General features: G+C 41.5%; 15 protein-coding genes. 9 read left to right on the plus strand and 6 right to left on the minus strand.

Annotated elements, in window-relative coordinates; all coding sequences use genetic code 11:
• Positions 1-17: 17 nt before the first annotated feature.
• Positions 18-1,361 carry an RNA polymerase factor sigma-54 gene (gene rpoN / locus ACSR9O_RS18445; protein ID WP_491724879.1) on the plus strand — a complete coding sequence of 448 codons (1,344 nt, stop codon included), beginning with the start codon at positions 18-20 and terminating at the stop codon, positions 1,359-1,361.
• Between the two features lie 117 nt (positions 1,362-1,478).
• Here rpoN and bluB read toward each other — a convergent pair whose 3' ends face one another.
• The 3 genes from bluB to dacB all read right to left on the minus strand — a co-directional run bounded on the left by bluB (position 1,479) and on the right by dacB (position 4,537).
• Positions 1,479-2,120 (minus strand): 5,6-dimethylbenzimidazole synthase, encoded by a 642-nt coding sequence (bluB, locus tag ACSR9O_RS18450; RefSeq protein ID WP_101224907.1) that lies wholly within the window; start codon positions 2,118-2,120, stop codon positions 1,479-1,481.
• A gap of 91 nt (positions 2,121-2,211) precedes the next feature.
• Positions 2,212-2,817 carry a uridine kinase family protein gene (locus ACSR9O_RS18455; protein WP_491724880.1) on the minus strand — a complete coding sequence of 202 codons (606 nt, stop codon included), beginning with the start codon at positions 2,815-2,817 and terminating at the stop codon, positions 2,212-2,214.
• A 298-nt stretch (positions 2,818-3,115) separates the two neighbouring features.
• Positions 3,116-4,537, minus strand: coding sequence for a D-alanyl-D-alanine carboxypeptidase/D-alanyl-D-alanine endopeptidase (dacB, locus tag ACSR9O_RS18460; protein WP_491724881.1), 1,422 nt, complete (start codon positions 4,535-4,537; stop codon positions 3,116-3,118).
• Positions 4,538-4,840: 303 nt separating this feature from the next.
• Between dacB and ACSR9O_RS18465 the strand changes: the two genes are divergently transcribed.
• The 3 genes from ACSR9O_RS18465 to ACSR9O_RS18475 all read left to right on the plus strand — a co-directional run bounded on the left by ACSR9O_RS18465 (position 4,841) and on the right by ACSR9O_RS18475 (position 9,005).
• Complete coding sequence (locus ACSR9O_RS18465; RefSeq protein WP_101224909.1) at positions 4,841-5,335, plus strand: PH domain-containing protein; 495 nt, start codon at positions 4,841-4,843, stop codon at positions 5,333-5,335.
• Complete coding sequence (locus ACSR9O_RS18470) at positions 5,335-6,807, plus strand: PH domain-containing protein (RefSeq protein ID WP_101224910.1); 1,473 nt, start codon at positions 5,335-5,337, stop codon at positions 6,805-6,807. Before ACSR9O_RS18465 ends, ACSR9O_RS18470 begins: the two co-directional genes overlap by 1 nt.
• 203 nt (positions 6,808-7,010) lie before the next feature.
• Positions 7,011-9,005, plus strand: a complete 1,995-nt coding sequence (locus ACSR9O_RS18475) for a methyl-accepting chemotaxis protein (RefSeq protein ID WP_491724882.1) — start codon at positions 7,011-7,013, stop codon at positions 9,003-9,005.
• A gap of 49 nt (positions 9,006-9,054) precedes the next feature.
• Here ACSR9O_RS18475 and ACSR9O_RS18480 read toward each other — a convergent pair whose 3' ends face one another.
• Positions 9,055-9,561, minus strand: coding sequence for a general stress protein (locus ACSR9O_RS18480; protein WP_048685038.1), 507 nt, complete (start codon positions 9,559-9,561; stop codon positions 9,055-9,057).
• 163 nt (positions 9,562-9,724) lie between these two features.
• On the opposite strand from ACSR9O_RS18480, the gene ACSR9O_RS18485 reads away from it, so the two are divergent.
• The 5 genes from ACSR9O_RS18485 (at position 9,725) to ACSR9O_RS18505 (ending at position 15,925) form a co-directional block, all read left to right on the plus strand.
• Positions 9,725-10,789 carry a M20 family metallopeptidase gene (locus ACSR9O_RS18485; RefSeq protein ID WP_101224912.1) on the plus strand — a complete coding sequence of 355 codons (1,065 nt, stop codon included), beginning with the start codon at positions 9,725-9,727 and terminating at the stop codon, positions 10,787-10,789.
• Between the two features lie 398 nt (positions 10,790-11,187).
• A complete protein-coding gene (locus tag ACSR9O_RS18490; RefSeq protein ID WP_101224913.1) occupies positions 11,188-11,745 on the plus strand; it encodes a 3D domain-containing protein in 558 nt (185 codons plus the stop codon).
• A gap of 156 nt (positions 11,746-11,901) precedes the next feature.
• Positions 11,902-12,813, plus strand: coding sequence for a ketopantoate reductase family protein (locus ACSR9O_RS18495; protein WP_491724883.1), 912 nt, complete (start codon positions 11,902-11,904; stop codon positions 12,811-12,813).
• Positions 12,814-13,033: 220 nt separating this feature from the next.
• Complete coding sequence (locus tag ACSR9O_RS18500; RefSeq protein ID WP_491724884.1) at positions 13,034-14,302, plus strand: dicarboxylate/amino acid:cation symporter; 1,269 nt, start codon at positions 13,034-13,036, stop codon at positions 14,300-14,302.
• 204 nt (positions 14,303-14,506) lie between these two features.
• Positions 14,507-15,925, plus strand: coding sequence for an NAD-dependent succinate-semialdehyde dehydrogenase (locus ACSR9O_RS18505; RefSeq protein ID WP_101224916.1), 1,419 nt, complete (start codon positions 14,507-14,509; stop codon positions 15,923-15,925).
• 54 nt (positions 15,926-15,979) lie between these two features.
• Here the strand turns inward: ACSR9O_RS18505 and ACSR9O_RS18510 are convergent, their stop codons facing one another.
• Together ACSR9O_RS18510 and scpC are read right to left on the minus strand one after the other, a co-directional pair.
• Positions 15,980-17,086 carry an AI-2E family transporter gene (locus tag ACSR9O_RS18510; protein WP_101224917.1) on the minus strand — a complete coding sequence of 369 codons (1,107 nt, stop codon included), beginning with the start codon at positions 17,084-17,086 and terminating at the stop codon, positions 15,980-15,982.
• 336 nt (positions 17,087-17,422) lie between these two features.
• Complete coding sequence (scpC, locus tag ACSR9O_RS18515) at positions 17,423-18,949, minus strand: succinyl-CoA:acetate CoA-transferase ScpC (protein ID WP_101224918.1); 1,527 nt, start codon at positions 18,947-18,949, stop codon at positions 17,423-17,425.
• Positions 18,950-18,996: the final 47 nt, after the last annotated feature.

An 18,996-nucleotide genomic window follows, 5' to 3' on the forward strand; every position in this document is an offset into this window, starting at 1 on the left:
TGCAGGTAGGATTTGAAATGTACCAAAAACAAACATTGAAATTGTCATTAACACCTGAATTACAGCAATCAATCAATATCCTTCAATATTCCTCCCATGAACTGATAGATTTCCTGAACCGACAGGCTTACGAAAATCCCGTTCTCGAAATTAGCTTTAAAGAACCCCTCGCATCATTTTCTGAATCTAGCATTCATACACATAAAATAAATTCTCAGATACGGTCCTATAAAAGTAAAAGTTTTAACGGAGACAATGATTACAACCCTATCAATAATTATTCAATCAACACAGAAACACTGGAAAGCCATTTACTGGAACAATTGAGTTTACTAAGTTCGTTGAAAGCATTTGAAAAGAGAATTCTCCAATTCTTGATTGGGAACTTAAATGAATATGGATTTCTTGAATTGGATGCCAATTGGGCTGCCTCTCATTTTTCCGTGTCCGTGGAAGAAATCGAAAATATGATTCAAGTATTGCAGTCCCTTGACCCCATTGGAGTCGGGGCTAAAGATCTGACCGACTGTTTACTCATTCAGCTGCGTGAGCATGTGGATTACAATGAATTGGCGTATAAGATCGTTAAAAAGCATTTAACGGATTTAGCAGAAAAACGCTACAGGAAAATTGCCGGTCTTTACCAGGTGACCGTTCAGGAAGTACAAGAGGCCTCGGATTTCATCCGTACGTTAAACCCGCGTCCAGTCAGTCACTTTTCCAATGATATGACTCATTACATAGTTCCGGATGTTTACGTGGAAAAAGATAAAGAAGGTTTTCTGATAACGCTCAACAATAGCTGCATGCCTAAACTTTACATCAATCCTTTCTACAAGAACCACGTTGCTATGAATTCAGTTAATCCAGCTAAAGATTATATAAAGGGGCACATAAATGATGCCCAATTACTTTTAAAAGGGCTTGAGCAAAGGCAAATGACACTTTATAAAGTGACAGCATCAATCGTGGACGAACAGCGAGAGTTTTTCATGAAGGGAATTACTGGATTAAAACCTATGACACTGAAAGACATTTCGGAAAAACTTCAGCTTCATGAATCAACGATCAGCAGGGCGACGAGCAATAAATATATCCAGACGCCGCATGGCCTCTTTAAACTAAGGAACTTCTTTACTAGAGGGTTACACCGCGTGAACAGCCAAGCAACCGAATCAACGACCACCATCAAAGAAAAAATAAAGGTATTGATTGCCGATGAAGATAAGATAAGGCCTTTTTCAGATCAGAAACTTTGTCAAATATTCGAAAATGAAGGAACGAAGATCTCCCGCCGTACTATTGCAAAATACCGTGAAGATCTCGGTATACCGGGATCTTCAAAACGGCGCAGGTTTTAACTTAAAAAGACTCTTACAAAAGATGTATCTTTCGTAAGAGTCTTTTATGTCTTCATCACAACCAAAAAGCCCTGAACCAGAGCTTAATAAAAAGTTTTGGAATCTTAATATATCGTTTTATTTATTACCCCATTTATCCTCGAAAATAAGTTCATCCATCGGCCTTCTTTTTTCCCAATTAGCAAGTTCAAGAATGGGCTTATCCGGATATTGATCCGTATAGCCAATCGACAGGAGTGCAACGGGTTCTACATGCGGCGGAATCTCCAAAATATCACGAATATCATTTTTCTTATAAAAGCTTACCCACCCCATTGCCAATCCTTCCGCACAGGCAGCCAGCCACATATTTTGAATTGCGCAGGCTGTAGATAGAATATCGGTTTCCGGAATGGAGTTCCTCCCTAAAACATGGGAGCCGCCCCGTGTCGGGTCGCATGTAACACAAATGGTGTATGGTGCTTCTTTTAACCCTTCCACTTTCAAACTAAGAAACTTATTTTCTTTACCTCCTTCATAATGAATAGCGAGTGCCCTTCTTTCTTTATCCGCTGCCCATGCCAAACTGTTCTTGGTTTCCTGAGACGAAATCACGATGAAACTCCAAGGTTGCATGAATCCTACAGACGGCGCATGATGTGCAGCATCCAAAATTCTCCGGAGTATATCCTTTGCAATTGGCTTTGGCAAAAAACTCCTGATATCCCTACGGTTATAAATGGCTTTATATACGGCAGCTTGTTCTTCATTAGTAAACATAGTTTCCCCCCTGTTTCCGGCTCCCCAGAAATTTATCTAAACATACAATCTATTTTATAGGTAAACCCTTACAATTAAAATATCCCCGGATTCATCTCGTTCCGTCCACAACAAGATTCGCTCTTTCTTGAGGCCTTTGCGCACCCACATAGAGATCTTCATGAACCATCCAATTATCCTCCCACATTTGACGAGCATCTTCACCATCCCGCTCAAGGCCACGTTTCAAACGCTGATCACGTGGACATTCCACCCAAATCGTGAAATCATGGTACCCTGCCAATTCTTTACGGATAGAATACGTTCCTTCTATTATGACAAGGCCCCCAGCAGGAACCTCATGCCATTCGGCCATAGTGTCCGTTTCCCAATCATACCTTTGATACCTTCCTTCTCCTCCCTCCGTAAGCGGTTTCAGGATTTGGTTACAAACACGTTCCCAATCATAATCCGCTCCAATCGGCTTTTGGGATGGAGGCAGTTGAACCCTATCCGATGATGGCAAATAAAAGTCATCCATATGTACGACCGCGCTGCCCGGACATTCTGCCTGGATACGGGCAGCGAGTGTACTTTTTCCAGACCCGCCCCGGCCATCTATGGCCAATATATAGAGAGATCGTTCTTTGGAAATTTCATAAATTTTAGTTATAAGACTGCTAATCGTATACGGTCCATTAAGTGTTGGAAAGTTCATAAGCATTCCCCCTATACTACTTATTTCTATTCATCCTCCCTTAAATTCCTTCCTTGAGGGGATAAAATGAAAAAACTAAGATGAAGGTACTGTTATTAGTTTCAAACAAAAAATAGATTTGGTCCATCACTAAAAAAAAACGTTTAAGGTTCTTCGAACAGAAGTAAGCTGGACAGGGTATACTCCTCTTGGATTACAGACGTTTCAATAACAGTCATGGTAACTATATAAAAATGCTTAGGCTGAAGCCGACCTTTTTCTCGCATATCCTGAACTTCAACTTAGCTTTCCATGAATATTAATGGCCGCTTTCCAATAGGTTTTCCTGTTCTGCGAGCATTACGGCTATCTTATCCTGAATTGCCGTAATGCCTTTTTCTTCTACAAAATTATTCAAGATGATCGAAAATATGATTTTTTCCCCTCTTTTGGTCGTCACATAACCTGATAAGGAGCTCGTTCCTGAAATCGTCCCTGTTTTCGCACGAACATTCCCGGCTGCAAGTGTCCCTTTCATCCTCTTTCTAAGCGTACCGCCCACCATCCGATTTTCGTTGCCTGCAATCGGTAGAGCATTCAAGTAAGCAGGAAACCACGTTTTTTCCTGAACGGCATACAGCAGCTTCGATATTTCATTCGCTGGAATCATATTGACTTGGGAAATTCCAGATCCATCACGCATCATGATCGTTTGCATATCGAGACCCATACTCTTCATCTGATTTTGAGTAACCTTCAAACCATCCTTCCAGCTTCCCTCCCCTTCTGCCTCTTTGCCCATTTCCTTTACCAAAACCTCGGCATGGCTGTTATTGCTCAATTTCATGAAAGGAATAAGCAGCTGTGAAAGCGGCATGGACTGATGAGTGGCAATCATGTCCGCTCCTACTGGCGTTTTCCCTTTTTTCCTTTTTCCCAACACTTTAATTCCATGTTTCTTCATTGATTTTTCAAATAGGCTCAGCGCATATTCTGTGGGATCTTCCACAGAAATCCACTCTTTGGTCACACCGGAATGCTCCGGAATGGTACCGGTCACCGTAATGACTTGTGTGCCATGAGACCGTTCAACTTCAATTTTGTTATTAGCGTCAGCCGATACAGTTTTCGTTTTGTTGATGACCTTCACGTAATCGGTTTCAGGCTCCAGCTTCACCGTTGCCCTCTTCCCAGCCTTTTCCGCTGGGGTCATTTCCACGATGATGGTACCGGTATCGTAATCTTCATTCGGGGAAGCCGTTAAAGCCGAAACGGCTGCACCGTAATATTCCTGTTCATCGCTCCAAACTAAGTCTTGGGAATAACGAACGTCATCATACCAAGAATCATCGCCTATAAGATCCCCGTGAACGAACTTAACTTGCCTGTGCTTCAGTGAAGCTGCCAGCTCATCAAAATCCTTTTCCAATAATGTGGGATCTCCTTTTCCCTTCAGATATACATTGCCCTGCAGAACATGGCCAACCTGCACTCCTTTTATGTATAGTTCCGTTTGAAAAACATGATCTTCCCCTAAAGTTTCCAGCGCAGCTGCTGCAGTCAAAAGCTTAAGGTTCGAAGCAGGCCGCAATCTCGTTTGCGACCCCCGTTCATAAATCACTTCCCCCGTTTCAGCTGAACGGATGGAAATTCCCGTCAACGCCCCATCCAGTCCTGGCGAATGCTCCAATATTCGTTGAATTTCCTGCCCTAGGTTTCCATCATCATTCGCAGCCTGCATCGATTCTCCATTAAAAAAACAAATCAAAAACAGGAAGAATATAAAACTCAACTTCCTTTTATACGTCAAACCTATCACTCCCACTCTAGAAACTCACCACTTCTATCTTGTCCATTTTTCGATCATATAAAAAGAAAAGATCCACTAGAAAACTCCTTATTTATACATACTCGGGAAACTGCAGGATTATTCGGCCGCCACTCCATGGTATGCGGCTGCCAATTTCTATACATGTACCTATAATAGGGAACTTTTTTGCAAGATAATCCGTATAAGTATAAAGACATAGTAAGGAGTGAATATATGTATTCCAAGATACAGCCACCAACGAAGAAAATATCCAAAGAATCAGTGAAGGTGTGGCGGATGACCGAAGCCATTACCAATCTCATTATCCTCGCCGTCCTTGGCTTCCTATTATTTGTTGATGATTATTTCACTTGGAAAGAATGGATTGGATGGATTTTAAACGGACTTATCGTATTATCTTTTTTCCATGCTATCTGGTCCATCTTCATTGAACCGATACTGTTGCAAAAGTATTGGCGTTACGACGTGAACGAAGAATTCATTCAAACAAAACGTGGAGCCTGGAGTGAAACGCATGAACTCATTCCGATGACGAAGGTTCAATCCGTCAAATTGAACCAAGGACCGTTTTTGCGAAAATACAACCTTTATTCCCTAAGCATCGGAACAATGGGCGACTCTCATGACATACCAGCCATCCCCGAGAAGGAAGCGTATGAATTACGAGATAAAATTGCCCATTTCGCAAAAATTAAGGAAGTGGATTAATGATGGAAGAACAAGCAAAACGATTACACCCTATCAAAATCCCTTTCGAATTTTGGAAATTGCTGAAAGGAAATGTATTTTTCATAATCATGCTTTATGTCTTGAATTTCGGTTCTGAAAAGATGTATATGAAGGTACTCCAAATCGGCTTTCTAGTTTATCTGGTTTGGAAAGTCATTTCTGTCATCCTTAAATGGTATACATACAAATACCAAATCAAAGAAGGTACCTTATATATTACTTCAGGGCTTGTCTCAAAATCGTATCGAACTGTCCCGCTTCATAAGGTTCAGAATGTCCAGCAACGCACGACGTTATTTCATAAGATTTTCAGATTGACCTCTTTAACATTCGAAACAGGGATGACAGGTGATCAGGGTAGTGTACCTTTCGAGATGATTTCCCGAAAAGAGGCCGAACGGCTTGAGGGGGAATATGCTTCAAAACAGGAACTTCCGGTTAACGAAGCGGATATTCCCGAAGAACGAATTGCTGAGGATATGGAACCAGCCAATGAAAAAACGATTCATTTCACGCCAAGCAAACAAGATGTGCTGAAAGCTTCCTTTACATCACTCAGCTTCCTGGCTCTTATCCCGATATTGGCTACGTTATATAATACACTCGATGATTTTATCGATTTGGAGAATGCCGAAGGGTTTCTTGCCAAGTTATTGGATTCATGGTGGATCATTACCATCGTTTTTGCAGGCCTCATATGTGTCGCTGTTGCCTTCGGAATCGTTTCCACATTCGTTAAATATGGAAAATATGAAATTTCATCCGATCATGAGCGCATATATATCAAGAAAGGCGTACTGGACGAATCTGCTTTTTCCATTCGGAAAGAAAAAGTACAAGCAGTCGAAATCACCCAATCAATCATTAAAAGATTGCTAGGGTTGGCAGAAGTGAAACTGATCAGTGCAGGAAGCACCGGTGATGAAGAGCTGGAAACGAACACCCTCTATCCTTTTTTATCAATTGAACGGGCATATGGGATGGTAGAAGAGATTTTACCCGCTTATAAAGTGGAACGGTCAATGAAGTCACTATCGAAACAGGCCTTCAAAATCCGAATGCTGCGGCCCAGCTTTTTCTGGATTCTCACAACATTGGCAATCTATTATTTCAACGTCTCCCTATGGTATATCTCACTGATTCTACTCGTTCTCATTTATACATTGAGAATAATGGATTACAAAAATAGCCGTTACTTGTTAAATGATGAGTTCATTCAGTTCAAAGCCGGAAGTTTGGAAACATCACTATTCATAACCAAAAGGAGCAAGGTCATTCAAATTGAGGTGGAACGTTCGAAGCTGCAAAAGCTTTTCGGGCTTGCCACAATTGAAACGATCAACCGCTCCAAGCCTGTACACCATACAAAGCTCCAAGATGTATCCGTTGAATACGCAGACGAGTTTTACACATGGTATATGGACAGGACAAAAAATATCCAAGTCGAATAGTAATCATTGAAATGAAAGAGTTGACGACGGCAGTCAACTCTTTTTTTATCCTCTATATCCCACTCCCTTCCCACCATTGCACTTCATGACAAAATTAATATTGGAATTTTCTAACTTAATCACTTCAAAAACGCGAAAGAAGACCGAAATATCAAATAGAAGCCAAAATTAATTAGAAGTTTATAAGAAGGAGGTTTTTCCAAATGAGAAGACTGACAGACTGGTATTTTAATTCACTAAAAAAACAAATATTGATTCCCTTTTTAGCTTTGATCATGATAAGCGGAATGGCCATTTCCTACATGAGCTATAAAAATAGTATCGAGTTGACGACCCAGGAACTTACCGGAACGACGGAAGAACAAGTCAAGTCAATGAACGATTCTTTCGAGACCTTCTTTCGAAAAACGGAAAATCAATTGGATAGAATCAGTAAATATCCTATCATGATTTCTTATGATAAGAACCTCGAATCCATAATGGATGAATTTTCTTATACGCAAACCAGTAACTCTGAAATAAATGGTATATATCTCGGCACAGAGAAGGATGGAAAAGCATTTATATTCCCAGAAACTGAATTGCCGGCTGACTACGACCCAAGACAGAGGGATTGGTATCAATCCGCATTAAAACAAAAAGACAAGACCATTTGGACGGAACCTTATACCGATCAGGCTACGAATGAGCTTGTCATTACGGCAGCAAAAGCCATATATGATGATCGTGATGAATTAATAGGCGTGCTCGGTGTCGACATCTCGATCGATACATTGATCACGATGGTCAATAAAACGAAATTCGGCGAAACGGGCTATACAGTTTTGCTGGATCAGAAAGGGTCATTCGTTACACATCCAGACAAGGAAAAAATTCAACAGGATATATCAAAGGAAAATATTTTCAAAAAAATGAAAGGTGAATCCGGATCAATGATCGAGGAATTTGAAGGGCAAAGCCGGATCGTCGGATACGCCACAAATCCTACCACTGGATGGAGAATAGCAGGGGTAATGGAGGAAAATGAAGTGAAAGTCCGGGCAAGCCCGATGATAATCGATAATATCATCACACTTTTGATTGTCTTTACCGTCACTGCACTATCTGCCATCTTCATCACCCGTTCTTTAACAAATCCCATTAAAAAGCTGCAGGAATCCATAAGAAAAATGGCTAACGGCGATTTCACCTCCAGGAATTCCATTTCCAGAAAAGATGAGATAGGCCAACTTGCAGAAGACACCAGCTTAATGACGAGGAATATGAGTCATATGTTAGGAGTTGTCAAAAACCTTTCCGATAAAGTATCGGATTCCTCCATGACGCTAGTGGCTAGTGCCGATGAAAATTCAGCGGCAGCTAACGAGGTGGCCATGACGATGGAACAAATAGCAACCGGTGCCATAGACCAAATCGAAGTCGGGCAGAATAACGAAATGGCCGTAAAGCTATTGGCTGACAAAATCAATGATCTTGAGGCGCAAACGGGCAAAATGGCCACGGAATCCGAAAATATGTTCAAGGCTTCCGAAAACGGAATCACTCAAGTACAAGGCCTGAAACAACAATTCAATGAAACGTCCCTGATATCCAATAAGATGAGTACGGCAGTCAAATCATTGGATGCACGATCCAATGATATTAGTGTGATCGTAAAAACCATAAGCGGGATTGCAGGACAAACGAATTTACTCGCCCTGAATGCTGCCATCGAAGCAGCCAGGGCTGGTGAACACGGAAAAGGGTTTGCAGTCGTTGCCGATGAAGTGAAAAAATTGGCCGAACAGACGGAAAACTCACTGAAAGAAATCTCTCAAATCATTCAAGCCATGCAAACCGATACAACCAATACCGTTCATTTGATTGATCAAGTCAATCAAAAAATCCATCTTCAGGATACTTCTGTAACGGATACGGAAAATGCCTTCAGTCACATTGCATCCATCATCGCGAACACATTCAGCAATTTTGACGAAATCAAAAAGATGATGAACGATATGGTAAACGAGGTCACACGGATGGCGGGCAATGCAGAAAAATTAAATTCGATAAGTCAGGAAACTGCAGCGGGAACTGAAGAAGTATCTGCTTCCGTGGAACAAACGAATGCTTCCATGGAACAATTAAATGCCCTGGCTAGTGAATTGGATGCCCTATCCCAGGAAATGCACAAAGAAATAAAGAAATTCACATTCTAATCAAAAAAAGGACGGGCCCTAAGGGATCCGTCCTTTTTTAACTTACGACCTATAGAGTTCTTCTACCGTTCGTTAGCGTTTCATCGGTTTCCGTTATTCCTGAGTAAGAAGAACTGGATTTTCTCGCATCCGAATCGACTAACACAAGCAGCTTGCCACTCTTTACATCCGCTTCATAACGATTCGCCTCGTCTTCAGGTATGCCCATACCGATTAATGTACCGGCCAATCCTCCTGTACCAGCACCTACAGCCGCTCCGGCTAATGTTGCAGCAAGCGGTCCAGCTGCCAGTACCGGTCCGATTCCCGGAATCGCCAACGCTCCCACACCAGCTAATAATCCGGCAGCACCGCCCAAAATACCTCCGGTCGCCGCACCTGCTGCGAGCCCCTCCTCAACTTTGGTACCCGTTTCTTCATTCACTGCATTTAACTCTTCTTTATCTTTAGCTACCACTGAAATATCTTCACGATTATATCCTTGGGCCTGTAATGACTCAACAGCCTTTATGGCTTCTTCTCCAGTTTCATATACACCAATTATACGTTTATCCATATCTATCATCCTCCTTAAAGAATGTAAATTGTCGCTCCCCCTTTACATACCCCAGATGATGAAAGTGCTAAACGTTAATTAACAGGAAAAAAATTTTGAGTTAACCCTTTCTCAGAAAGGGTATATATAATCATAGTATGCATATTTTTAGGAGGTTTTCTTTTTGCTCATCGAGTTACTTAAAGATTTAGTATCTATCGACAGTTCATCGAAAGAAGGAGCTAACCAAGCAGTTGATTACTGTGCGGACTGGCTTAAAGATCAAGGACTTACCGTGAATGTGATCGTAAATAACGGTTATAAGATGCTTGTAAGCGAGATTGGCAGCGGAGATAAAACCCTAATTTGGAATGGCCATGTCGATGTTGTCAGCGGAACGCCGGATCAGTTTTTCCCTGAGATTCATGAAGGAAACTTATATGGACGAGGGACAGCCGATATGAAAGCTGGAGTTGCAGGGATGATGTGTGCATTTACCGAACTGAAGGATAAGGACTTAGGTTTGAAAATCCAGCTTCAGATCGTATCGGATGAAGAGATTGGCGGGTTGAACTGTTCCGGATATTTAGCGAAACATGGTTATAGAGGGGACTTTGTGATCTGTGCTGAACCGACGCAATTGGGTATCGGGCTCCAGGCAAAGGGTGCCCTTCGAATCGATATTGAAGTATCCGGCAAATCCGCACACGGAAGCCGGCCATGGGAAGGCGTGAATGCAATTGAAAAGGCATATGATCTTTATCAAAAAATAAAGGAACTTCCTTTCACCCGGGATCATACTCCCCTATACGCTTCACCCTCACTTAACCTAGCAAAAATAAAAGGCGGGGAGGTCTATAATAAGGTACCGGATGCCTGTTTGCTAAGTCTTGATATTCGCTATCTTCCTACGCAAACAATGGAAGATATCATTGCTCAGATCGAAAGTGTGACAGGAAATAATGTCCACCTTAATATGTACAGTAAACCTGTAAAAACCGAAGAGTCAGACCCATTCATCACTCTGCTCCGTCCGATTATCGAAAGAAACACCAAGCAAGACGCTGTCATTTTTGGACAACATGGCTCCGCAGATACCGTCTTTTTTGCGGCATATGATATCCCAGCGATTGAATTCGGACCAAAAGGTGAGAACTGGCATGGAGATAGGGAATGCGTCAATCTTGAATCGGTAGCAGTCTATCAAAAAATGCTTGTCGATTTCGCTTCTGAATTTGTTTTACATTAATCCAAGTCATGAAAAAAAGCCGGCATCACATAGATGTCGGCTTTTTTCATGTTCCGCATATCCTCTCCTACTAAAATAAACAGCATTCAATCGTCTATTATTACGTTGTTTTTTTACAAAATATACAGGACTTTAAAACCAGGGATTACACGTCCATATATTACCTCATTAAACAGGATACGCCATTACATCAACACTATTTAACAAAAATACGCTTATACTGACATAATAAATAATATATTTACATTTCTTAGATGAGTACTTTTGACCTAGTTTATATTACATTTATTTATCAAGGGAAACCTTTTTGTAACACAATTACTATTCCACCGAAACATTATTGTCATAAAGACCTGTTATTCTAAGTCTACGATTTAAAACAAAGGAGACTATTCATTTTGAAAAAAATACTACTTCCACTATTCACTGCTTTCTTTTTGGTATTTAGTTTTTCCGGAGTTTCATCGGCTGCTACTACTACATACAAAGTTAAAAGCGGCGACACACTATGGGGTATCGCCAATAAACATAATATAACAGTCAATCAACTCAAAAGTTGGAACAACCTGAAAAAAGATAACATCCATCCAAAACAAGTTTTAAAGGTCAAGAAAACATCGACCGCAGCTAAACCTAAAGCTAAAACATCATCATCATCAAAAAAATATAAAACGATCACGGTGAAGGCAACAGCATACACAGCAAACTGCAAAGGCTGCAGCGGGATTACAGCATCGGGTCTTAACTTAAAGAAAAACCCTAACGTAAAAGCAATCTCAGTCGACCCTAAAGTCATTCCACTTGGAACAAAAGTTCATGTAGAAGGATACGGGGATGCCATTGCTGCAGATAAAGGCGGCGCAATCAAAGGTAATAAAATTGACGTCTTCTACTCTTCTCACTCAAAAGCTATCAATTGGGGCAGAAAAACCGTTAAAGTAAAAATCTATAAATAATGATAAGCACCAGCCTGAAACCTTTCAGGCTGTTTTTTTGTTTTTCCCATTCTTGCAAACAACTAAACAACCAGTTACCTTCAAACGGAAAACATTTACCGAAAATTCAGTCAATGTTATGATTAGTATATCTTAATCAAAAGAGAGGTGTGCGCTTTGAATATTGTCATTATAGGGGCAGGGGCACTCGGCTCCTACTTTGGGGGCAGGTTGCAGCAGGCCGGGCAGGATGTTCAATACCTTGTCCGAAAAAACCGCGCTAAACAATTGAAGGAAAACGGGATCAGCTTAACCAGCCCACATGGAAACTACCAATTCAACGACCTTCATATCACAGAGAATGTAAATGATATAGAAAAGGTCGATCTTGTGATTCTCGCTGTAAAAGGCCAGCATCTGCCAGGCACTCTTACAGATTTAAAGGTGCTTGTTGAAAGGGGCGCAAAGGTCCTCCCGCTTTTGAATGGGTTGGAACATGTATCCATTTTACAGGACGAACTGGGCGAAGAAGCCGTCTTGGGAGGAAGCGCCTTCATCATAGCAACCCTTGATGAAAAAGGTCATGTCATTCACTCCAATGAAAATCACGATTTAATCTATGGCCCGCTTCATCCGTCACAAAAAAAAGTTTGTGATGATTTCGAACAGGCTACCGGATCAGCTATCATGAAGGCAAGCAGAACGGAAAACATATTGATCAGGATGTGGATCAAATATATGTTCATCACCGCTTTTTCCGGTGTGACAACTGCATCTAACCTCCCTATCGGCACGATACGGAGATTCCCGGAAACCAATGGATTGCTAGAAAAGGTCCTTGTTGAAATGAAGGAGCTTGCAAATGCTTATGACGTCGGTATTACTGTGGAGAATATTGCTCAAGCGTTAGAAAACATGGCAGGTTTACCTGACGAATCCACCTCTTCCATGCACCAGGACCGCCGGAAGGGCATAACCCTCGAAGTGGAACATTTACAGGGCGGTGCACTGCGCCTTGCCGAAAAGGCCGGTTTGAAACTTCCTGTGATCGGAACCCTATATGCACTCATAAAACCTTTTGAAAATTGATTTTCGCCAATACCGGTGCTCCACCGGTATTTTTTTTTGCAGCTTAGTAATCTATCTATATCCTAATGGCACTTTTAATTCCTCTTCAGTTATTCAAAATCCCCAAGACCAAAAAGAACAAAAAGAAAACAATATCACCAAAAGAATATTCTGATTCTTTCTTCTGTTACACTATTATCAAGTTAAGAAAGCGCTATCATATAACAAAGGAGAATGCCCCTTGAAAATATTAAAAAATTTAACAGTTCAGGTCATCATCGGTATCATTCTGGGTATAGCAGTCGGTTTCTTCTTCCCTGCTTTCGGTGAGCAGCTGAAGATATTAGCTGATTTATTTATTAAAATGATTAAAATGGTCATCGCACCAATCATCTTCTTAACCGTCGTAATCGGAATTGGCGGTATGGGTGATATGAAAAAGGTTGGCCGCATCGGCGGAAAGGCCCTGCTCTATTTTGAAATCGTTACCACTTTCGCACTTGCCATCGGTATCATCGTAGTCAATCTGCTGGGACCTGGTAAAGGCTTTAACATCGATTCAGTCGAGGGCGGAGATGTATCACAATATACAACAGCCGCTTCCGAAACGGAACATGGAGCCGTTGCTTTCATTTCTAATATCATTCCTGATAATGCCGTTGCAGCACTGGCCGGCGGAGACTTACTCCCTATTCTATTCTTTGCCGTATTATTCGGATTATCAATGGCGGCAATGGGACCGAAAGTGCAGCCAGTCGTTTCTTTCTTTCAGCATATTGCCGACATTTTCTTCGGCATCGTAGGTATGATCATGAAAGTTTCTCCATTGGCCGCATTTGGAGCAATGGCTTATACAATCGGTAAGTTTGGCCTTGGTTCTTTAACCTCGTTAGGACAATTAATGGGCAGCGTATATATCACAATGGCACTATTCATCATACTAATCCTTGGCTCGATCGCAAAGATGTACGGCTTTAATATTTTCAAGTTCATTGCCTATATAAAAGAAGAGATCCTCTTAGTTTTAGGAACATCTTCGTCGGAATCCGCCCTGCCAAGCGTGATGAAAAAACTCGAAAAATACGGTTGCTCAAAATCGGTAGTCGGTTTGGTTGTCCCAACAGGTTATTCTTTCAACCTTGATGGCACATCCATCTACTTATCCATGGCTGCAATTTTCATCGCCCAAGCATATGGTGTCGATTTAAGCATCTGGCAGGAATTGACCCTTCTAGGAATCTTGATGTTAACATCCAAAGGTGCTGCTGGTGTAACGGGATCCGGTTTCATTACCCTTGCTGCAACATTAGCTGCCTTCCCAATGATTCCAGTTGAAGGAATGGCATTACTACTGGGAGTCGACCGCTTCATGTCTGAAGCACGTGCCATCACCAATCTAATCGGTAACAGTGTTGCTACAGTGGTCATTTCTAAATCAGAAGGTGAATTCAATCCAAACCAAGCCATCTCAGGTGATATGAATGAAGTGGCCGTCTCATCGGAAAAATAATCGAACACTAATGAAGAGGTGTGTAACTTGCACCTCTTTTTTTGTATTGCTCCCTTTCTATCAATTAGCCAATTTTCTATAAATAGCCAATCAAATAAATTTCAGAATCAGTGAAAAGTGTTTATACTTTTATGTAACAGGTAAAAGTATAAAGTTAAAAGTTTTAGTAGTTTGATGGATTTAACCAAATTAGGAGGTTTTATCATGAAGGATTACGGATTATTTATTAACGGTGAGTGGTCGGATTTTGGATTGGATAAAATTGAAGTAAGAAACCCGGCAACGGATGAAATAGTTGCCACCGTTCCTAAAGGCGGTGCAACTGAAGCGGCGAAGGCTGCAGATGCCGCATATGAAGCCTTTACGGGCTGGGCTGCACTCTCAGTCTACGAACGCGCTGAACTGATTTGGAAATGGCATCGATTGATTGATGATAATAAAGAAGAATTGGCAAAAATCATGACTGAAGAGCAAGGCAAGCCCCTTAAAGAGGCTCTTGGTGAGATGACATATGCAAACGGCTTTTTATCTTGGTTTGCCGAAGAAGGAAAACGGGTGTACGGCGAAACGATTCCTGCTTCCGTGTCCAATAAGCGTCTTTTCGTGACTAAACAGCCTGTCGGAGTTGTAGCTGTCATTACGCCTTGGAACTTTCCTGCAGCCATGATTACAAGAAAAGTGGCACCAGCGCTTGCCGTCGGCTGCACAGTCGTCATTAAACCGGCAAACCTGACTCCAATAACAGCTTTAAAAATGGCTGAATTAGCTGAAGAAGCTGGCATTCCAAAAGGTGTCATCAATGTCGTGACAGGAAAATCATCAGAAATCGGTGAAACTTGGCTTCAAGATACGAGGGTTCGTAAATTGACGTTTACCGGTTCTACAGAAGTCGGCAAAACCCTTATGAGGGGCTCGGCTGACACAGTTAAGAAAATCTCGCTTGAACTCGGAGGTCACGCACCAGCAATCGTTCTTGAGGATGCCGACCTTAATAAAGCGGTTGATGGCATCATCAGTTCAAAATTCCGTAACGCAGGACAAACATGCGTTTGTTCAAATCGCATTTATGTCCATGAAGCCATACAAGAAGCCTTCATCGAAAAGCTCGTTGCCAAGGTAAAGGAACTAAAGGTAGGAAACGGACTGGAAGATGGCGTCGATATCGGTCCGCTTATCGATCAAAATGCAGTGGATAAGGTTCAAAAACAAATAGATGAAGCAATCAGCAGCGGGGCTAAGCTCGAAGCTGGCGGTAAATCAATAAGCGGCCTTTTTCTTGAACCAACCGTACTGTCCAACATTGATGACAGCATGCTCTGCATGAAGGAAGAAACATTTGGTCCACTAGCTCCCATTGCCTCCTTTAAGACTGACGAAGAGGCAATCAAGAGGGCAAATGACTCCATCTTCGGTTTGGCAGCTTACGTCTTCACTGAAAATATCACCAAGGGCATCAAATTCACCGAGGCACTTGAATTCGGAATTGTAGGCTTGAACGATGGACTTCCTTCCGTTCCGCAAGCTCCATTTGGCGGATTCAAGCAAAGCGGGCTCGGCCGTGAAGGCGGACACCAAGGCATCGAAGAATTCCTGGAAGTAAAATATATTTCCTTAGGTTTGTAACCTATTTATACGCACTGAAAACGGGCCCGACTCAATTGAGTCGGGCCCGTTTTTTCATTCCAATATATCCTCTTCAAGCTTTTCCTCTTTTCGGATCCTGATGAATTTTACGATATTCAATACAATCGTTTTAACAACGGAATAAGTCGGAACGGCCAAAATCATGCCGATGATACCGGCAATGTTTCCGGCGACGAGCAATAGGATGATGATGGTAAGCGGATGTGTGTTCAATTTCTTCCCGATGACTAACGGTGAAATGAAATTACCATCCAATTGCTGAATGACCGTTACAACCAGAATGACCAATAACGCCTCGGTCGGTGAATGAATCAACGCCACAATGACAGCAGGAGCGGCTCCGATAAACGGACCTACATATGGAATGATATTGGTTACAGCGCCAATCAGCGCGAATAAGAACGCATATGGCAAACCAATGATCAAATACCCGATGAACGTTCCGATCCCGACAAACATGCAAACAAGCATCTGCCCTTGTATGTATGTAGTAAGCGTCCCGCCAGTTTCCTGAAGCACTGTTAAAGCTGGTTTCCTATAGCGAACCGGGACGAATTTCATAATGGCGGCCGGAAGCTTATCCCCATCCTTCAACATATAAAACAGGATGAAAGGAACCGTTACGACCACTAAGGTAATATTCGTCACTACGCTGAAAACGGAAGTTAAACTGTTCGTAATATTACTAGGTAAATCAGTCAAATATTTCTGAAGCGAATCCCCTACTTCTTGCAGAGGTACATAATCTTGTTCCACCGTCCATAAAAACCATTTTGACTCCGCTGAATCTTCAATGAACTTCCTTGTTTGATTGAAATAATCCGGAAGGTTATTGATTAAATCCGTAACCTGTTTGGACAGTGAAGGTCCAACCAGACCGACCAGCAAACTAATCAATCCCAGGAAAAATACATAAAGCAATAATATCGCCAATCCCCTAGGCACTCTTCTTTTAACGAGGAAATCAACAGTGGGATTGAACAGGAAATAGAGAAAACCTGAAATCAAGATGGGAAAGAACAATGTCGAGGTAAAAATCACGATTGGTTCAAAAAGAAAAGAAATCTTTGTACCAACATAAAAAAGTAAAGACAATAGTAATAACTCTAACGTCCAAAAATGCAGTTTTTGCTTGAACAAATAATCTCCTCCACTATAAGCATTCTATATGACTCCTTATTTCTAAGGAAACGAAAAAATTCTATGTATGATAATCCTTCATTGTTAGCAGTTTACCATACTTCTATAACTTGAATGAATAATTATATACAAAAATAAAAGAAAAAAGCCTAAAGATACAGTTCCCTATCTTTTTGATGGTTAAGCATCATTTTACACTTTAAATCTTTTATATGTTAGAGGAAAAAAACTAATATGCACCATCATGCAAATTGAAAGATTCATGGTTTTCCACCCAATACGGGAAACGGACCCAAATAAAAAAACCCCGCTGTATTGGCGGGGTGGTTTTGAGTCTTATTTTTGATCTTGAAGTACTGCTTCAAGCATCGTACCGTTTTTAGCTAGGTTTGTATGCCATGAAAATGCTTTTTCAAGAATGTGTGGAGTTTGATGCCCGCCAGTTTGCGCAACAGCTTCAGTGAAGTATGCACGAAGCTGTGGACGGTAGTCAGGATGCGCACAATTTTCAATGATTAACTCTACGCGCTCTTTTGGTGCCAAACCACGTAAATCAGCGATCCCTTGCTCTGTCACTAATACATCCACATCATGTTCAGTATGATCCACATGAGAAACGAAAGGAACGATACTGGAAATCTTGCCGCCTTTTGCATATGATTTCGTTACGAAAATGCCTAGGCGTGAGTTACGGGCAAAATCTCCCGAGCCACCGATTCCATTCATCATTCTTGTCCCAGAAACATGTGTCGAGTTTACGTTACCATAGATATCACACTCTAACGCTGTATTGATTGAAATCAAACCAAGACGGCGGATGATTTCAGGATGGTTAGATATTTCTTGTGGACGAAGAACTAGTTTATCACGGTATTTTTCAAGTTCACCGTAAACTTGTTTACCTTTTTCTTCAGCTAATGTGATCGAACAACCTGAAGCGAATTTAACTTTTCCAGCATCGATTAAATCAAATACCGCATCTTGCAGCACTTCTGAATAAACTTCCAAATCTTTAAATTCAGAATCAAGGAAGCCAGCGAATACAGCATTTGCCACTGAACCTACACCCGACTGAAGCGGAGCAAGGCTTTCAGTTAAACGGCCAGCCTTGATTTCTTCACGAAGGAAGTTAATGAGGTGGTTCGCGATTGTTGCAGTTTCTTCATCCGGCGGCACGATTGTAGAAGGTGCATCAAGATCTGTAGAAATGACGATTCCCATTACTTTTTCAGGGTCAACCGCAATACCGATCGATCCAAGGCGATCACTAGCTTTAGTCATAGGAATCGGTTCGCGTTTCCCTTGTTCAGCTGGTGTATATATATCATGCATCCCTTCCAATCCTTCTGGATGGGACACGTTCAATTCAATGATTACATGTTTAGCTTCTTGAACGAATATGGCTGAGTTACCTACAGAAGTTGTCGGGATGATCAATCCTTCTTCCGTAATCGCCAATGCTTCGATGATTGCAAAATCTATAGGTCCGACAATGCCTTGACGAACTTGTTCAGCTGTATGAGATAAATGCTGGTCCACATAAGTGACTTCATCAGCATTTATTTTATTGCGAATGCCTTTATCCGCTTGGAACGGCAAACGTTTGTTTATGATACCGGCTTCAGCCATATGTTGATCGACTTCCGGTCCTAATGAAGCACCAGTATAAACGTCAACTTTGAATTTTTCAGTTTTTGCTTTTTCAACTAGAGCCATCGGAATAACTTTAGCATCACCAGCACGGGTAAATCCACTCATCCCGAGTTTCATCCCATCTTTAATCCATGAAGCTGCTTCTTCCGCTGTAACTACTTTCCCCTTAAATTGTTCATTGCGAATTTTTTTGAAAACGCTTTCGTTCATACAAAAGACCCCCATTTTCGCTTTTCTTACACTTAATTTTACCAATC

Source organism: Peribacillus sp. B65 (assembly GCF_058513295.1).

Excerpts from the sequence above, each read along its gene's own strand:
- rpoN (WP_491724879.1), top strand. The coding sequence starts at position 18 with ATGTACCAAAAACAAACATTGAAATTGTCATTAACACCTGAATTACAG.
- bluB (WP_101224907.1), bottom strand. The coding sequence starts at position 2,120 with ATGTTTACTAATGAAGAACAAGCTGCCGTATATAAAGCCATTTATAAC.
- ACSR9O_RS18455 (WP_491724880.1), bottom strand. The coding sequence starts at position 2,817 with ATGAACTTTCCAACACTTAATGGACCGTATACGATTAGCAGTCTTATA.
- dacB (WP_491724881.1), bottom strand. The coding sequence starts at position 4,537 with ATGCAGGCTGCGAATGATGATGGAAACCTAGGGCAGGAAATTCAACGA.
- ACSR9O_RS18465 (WP_101224909.1), top strand. The coding sequence starts at position 4,841 with ATGTATTCCAAGATACAGCCACCAACGAAGAAAATATCCAAAGAATCA.
- ACSR9O_RS18470 (WP_101224910.1), top strand. The coding sequence starts at position 5,335 with ATGATGGAAGAACAAGCAAAACGATTACACCCTATCAAAATCCCTTTC.
- ACSR9O_RS18475 (WP_491724882.1), top strand. The coding sequence starts at position 7,011 with ATGAGAAGACTGACAGACTGGTATTTTAATTCACTAAAAAAACAAATA.
- ACSR9O_RS18480 (WP_048685038.1), bottom strand. The coding sequence starts at position 9,561 with ATGGATAAACGTATAATTGGTGTATATGAAACTGGAGAAGAAGCCATA.
- ACSR9O_RS18505 (WP_101224916.1), top strand. The coding sequence starts at position 14,507 with ATGAAGGATTACGGATTATTTATTAACGGTGAGTGGTCGGATTTTGGA.
- scpC (WP_101224918.1), bottom strand. The coding sequence starts at position 18,949 with ATGAACGAAAGCGTTTTCAAAAAAATTCGCAATGAACAATTTAAGGGG.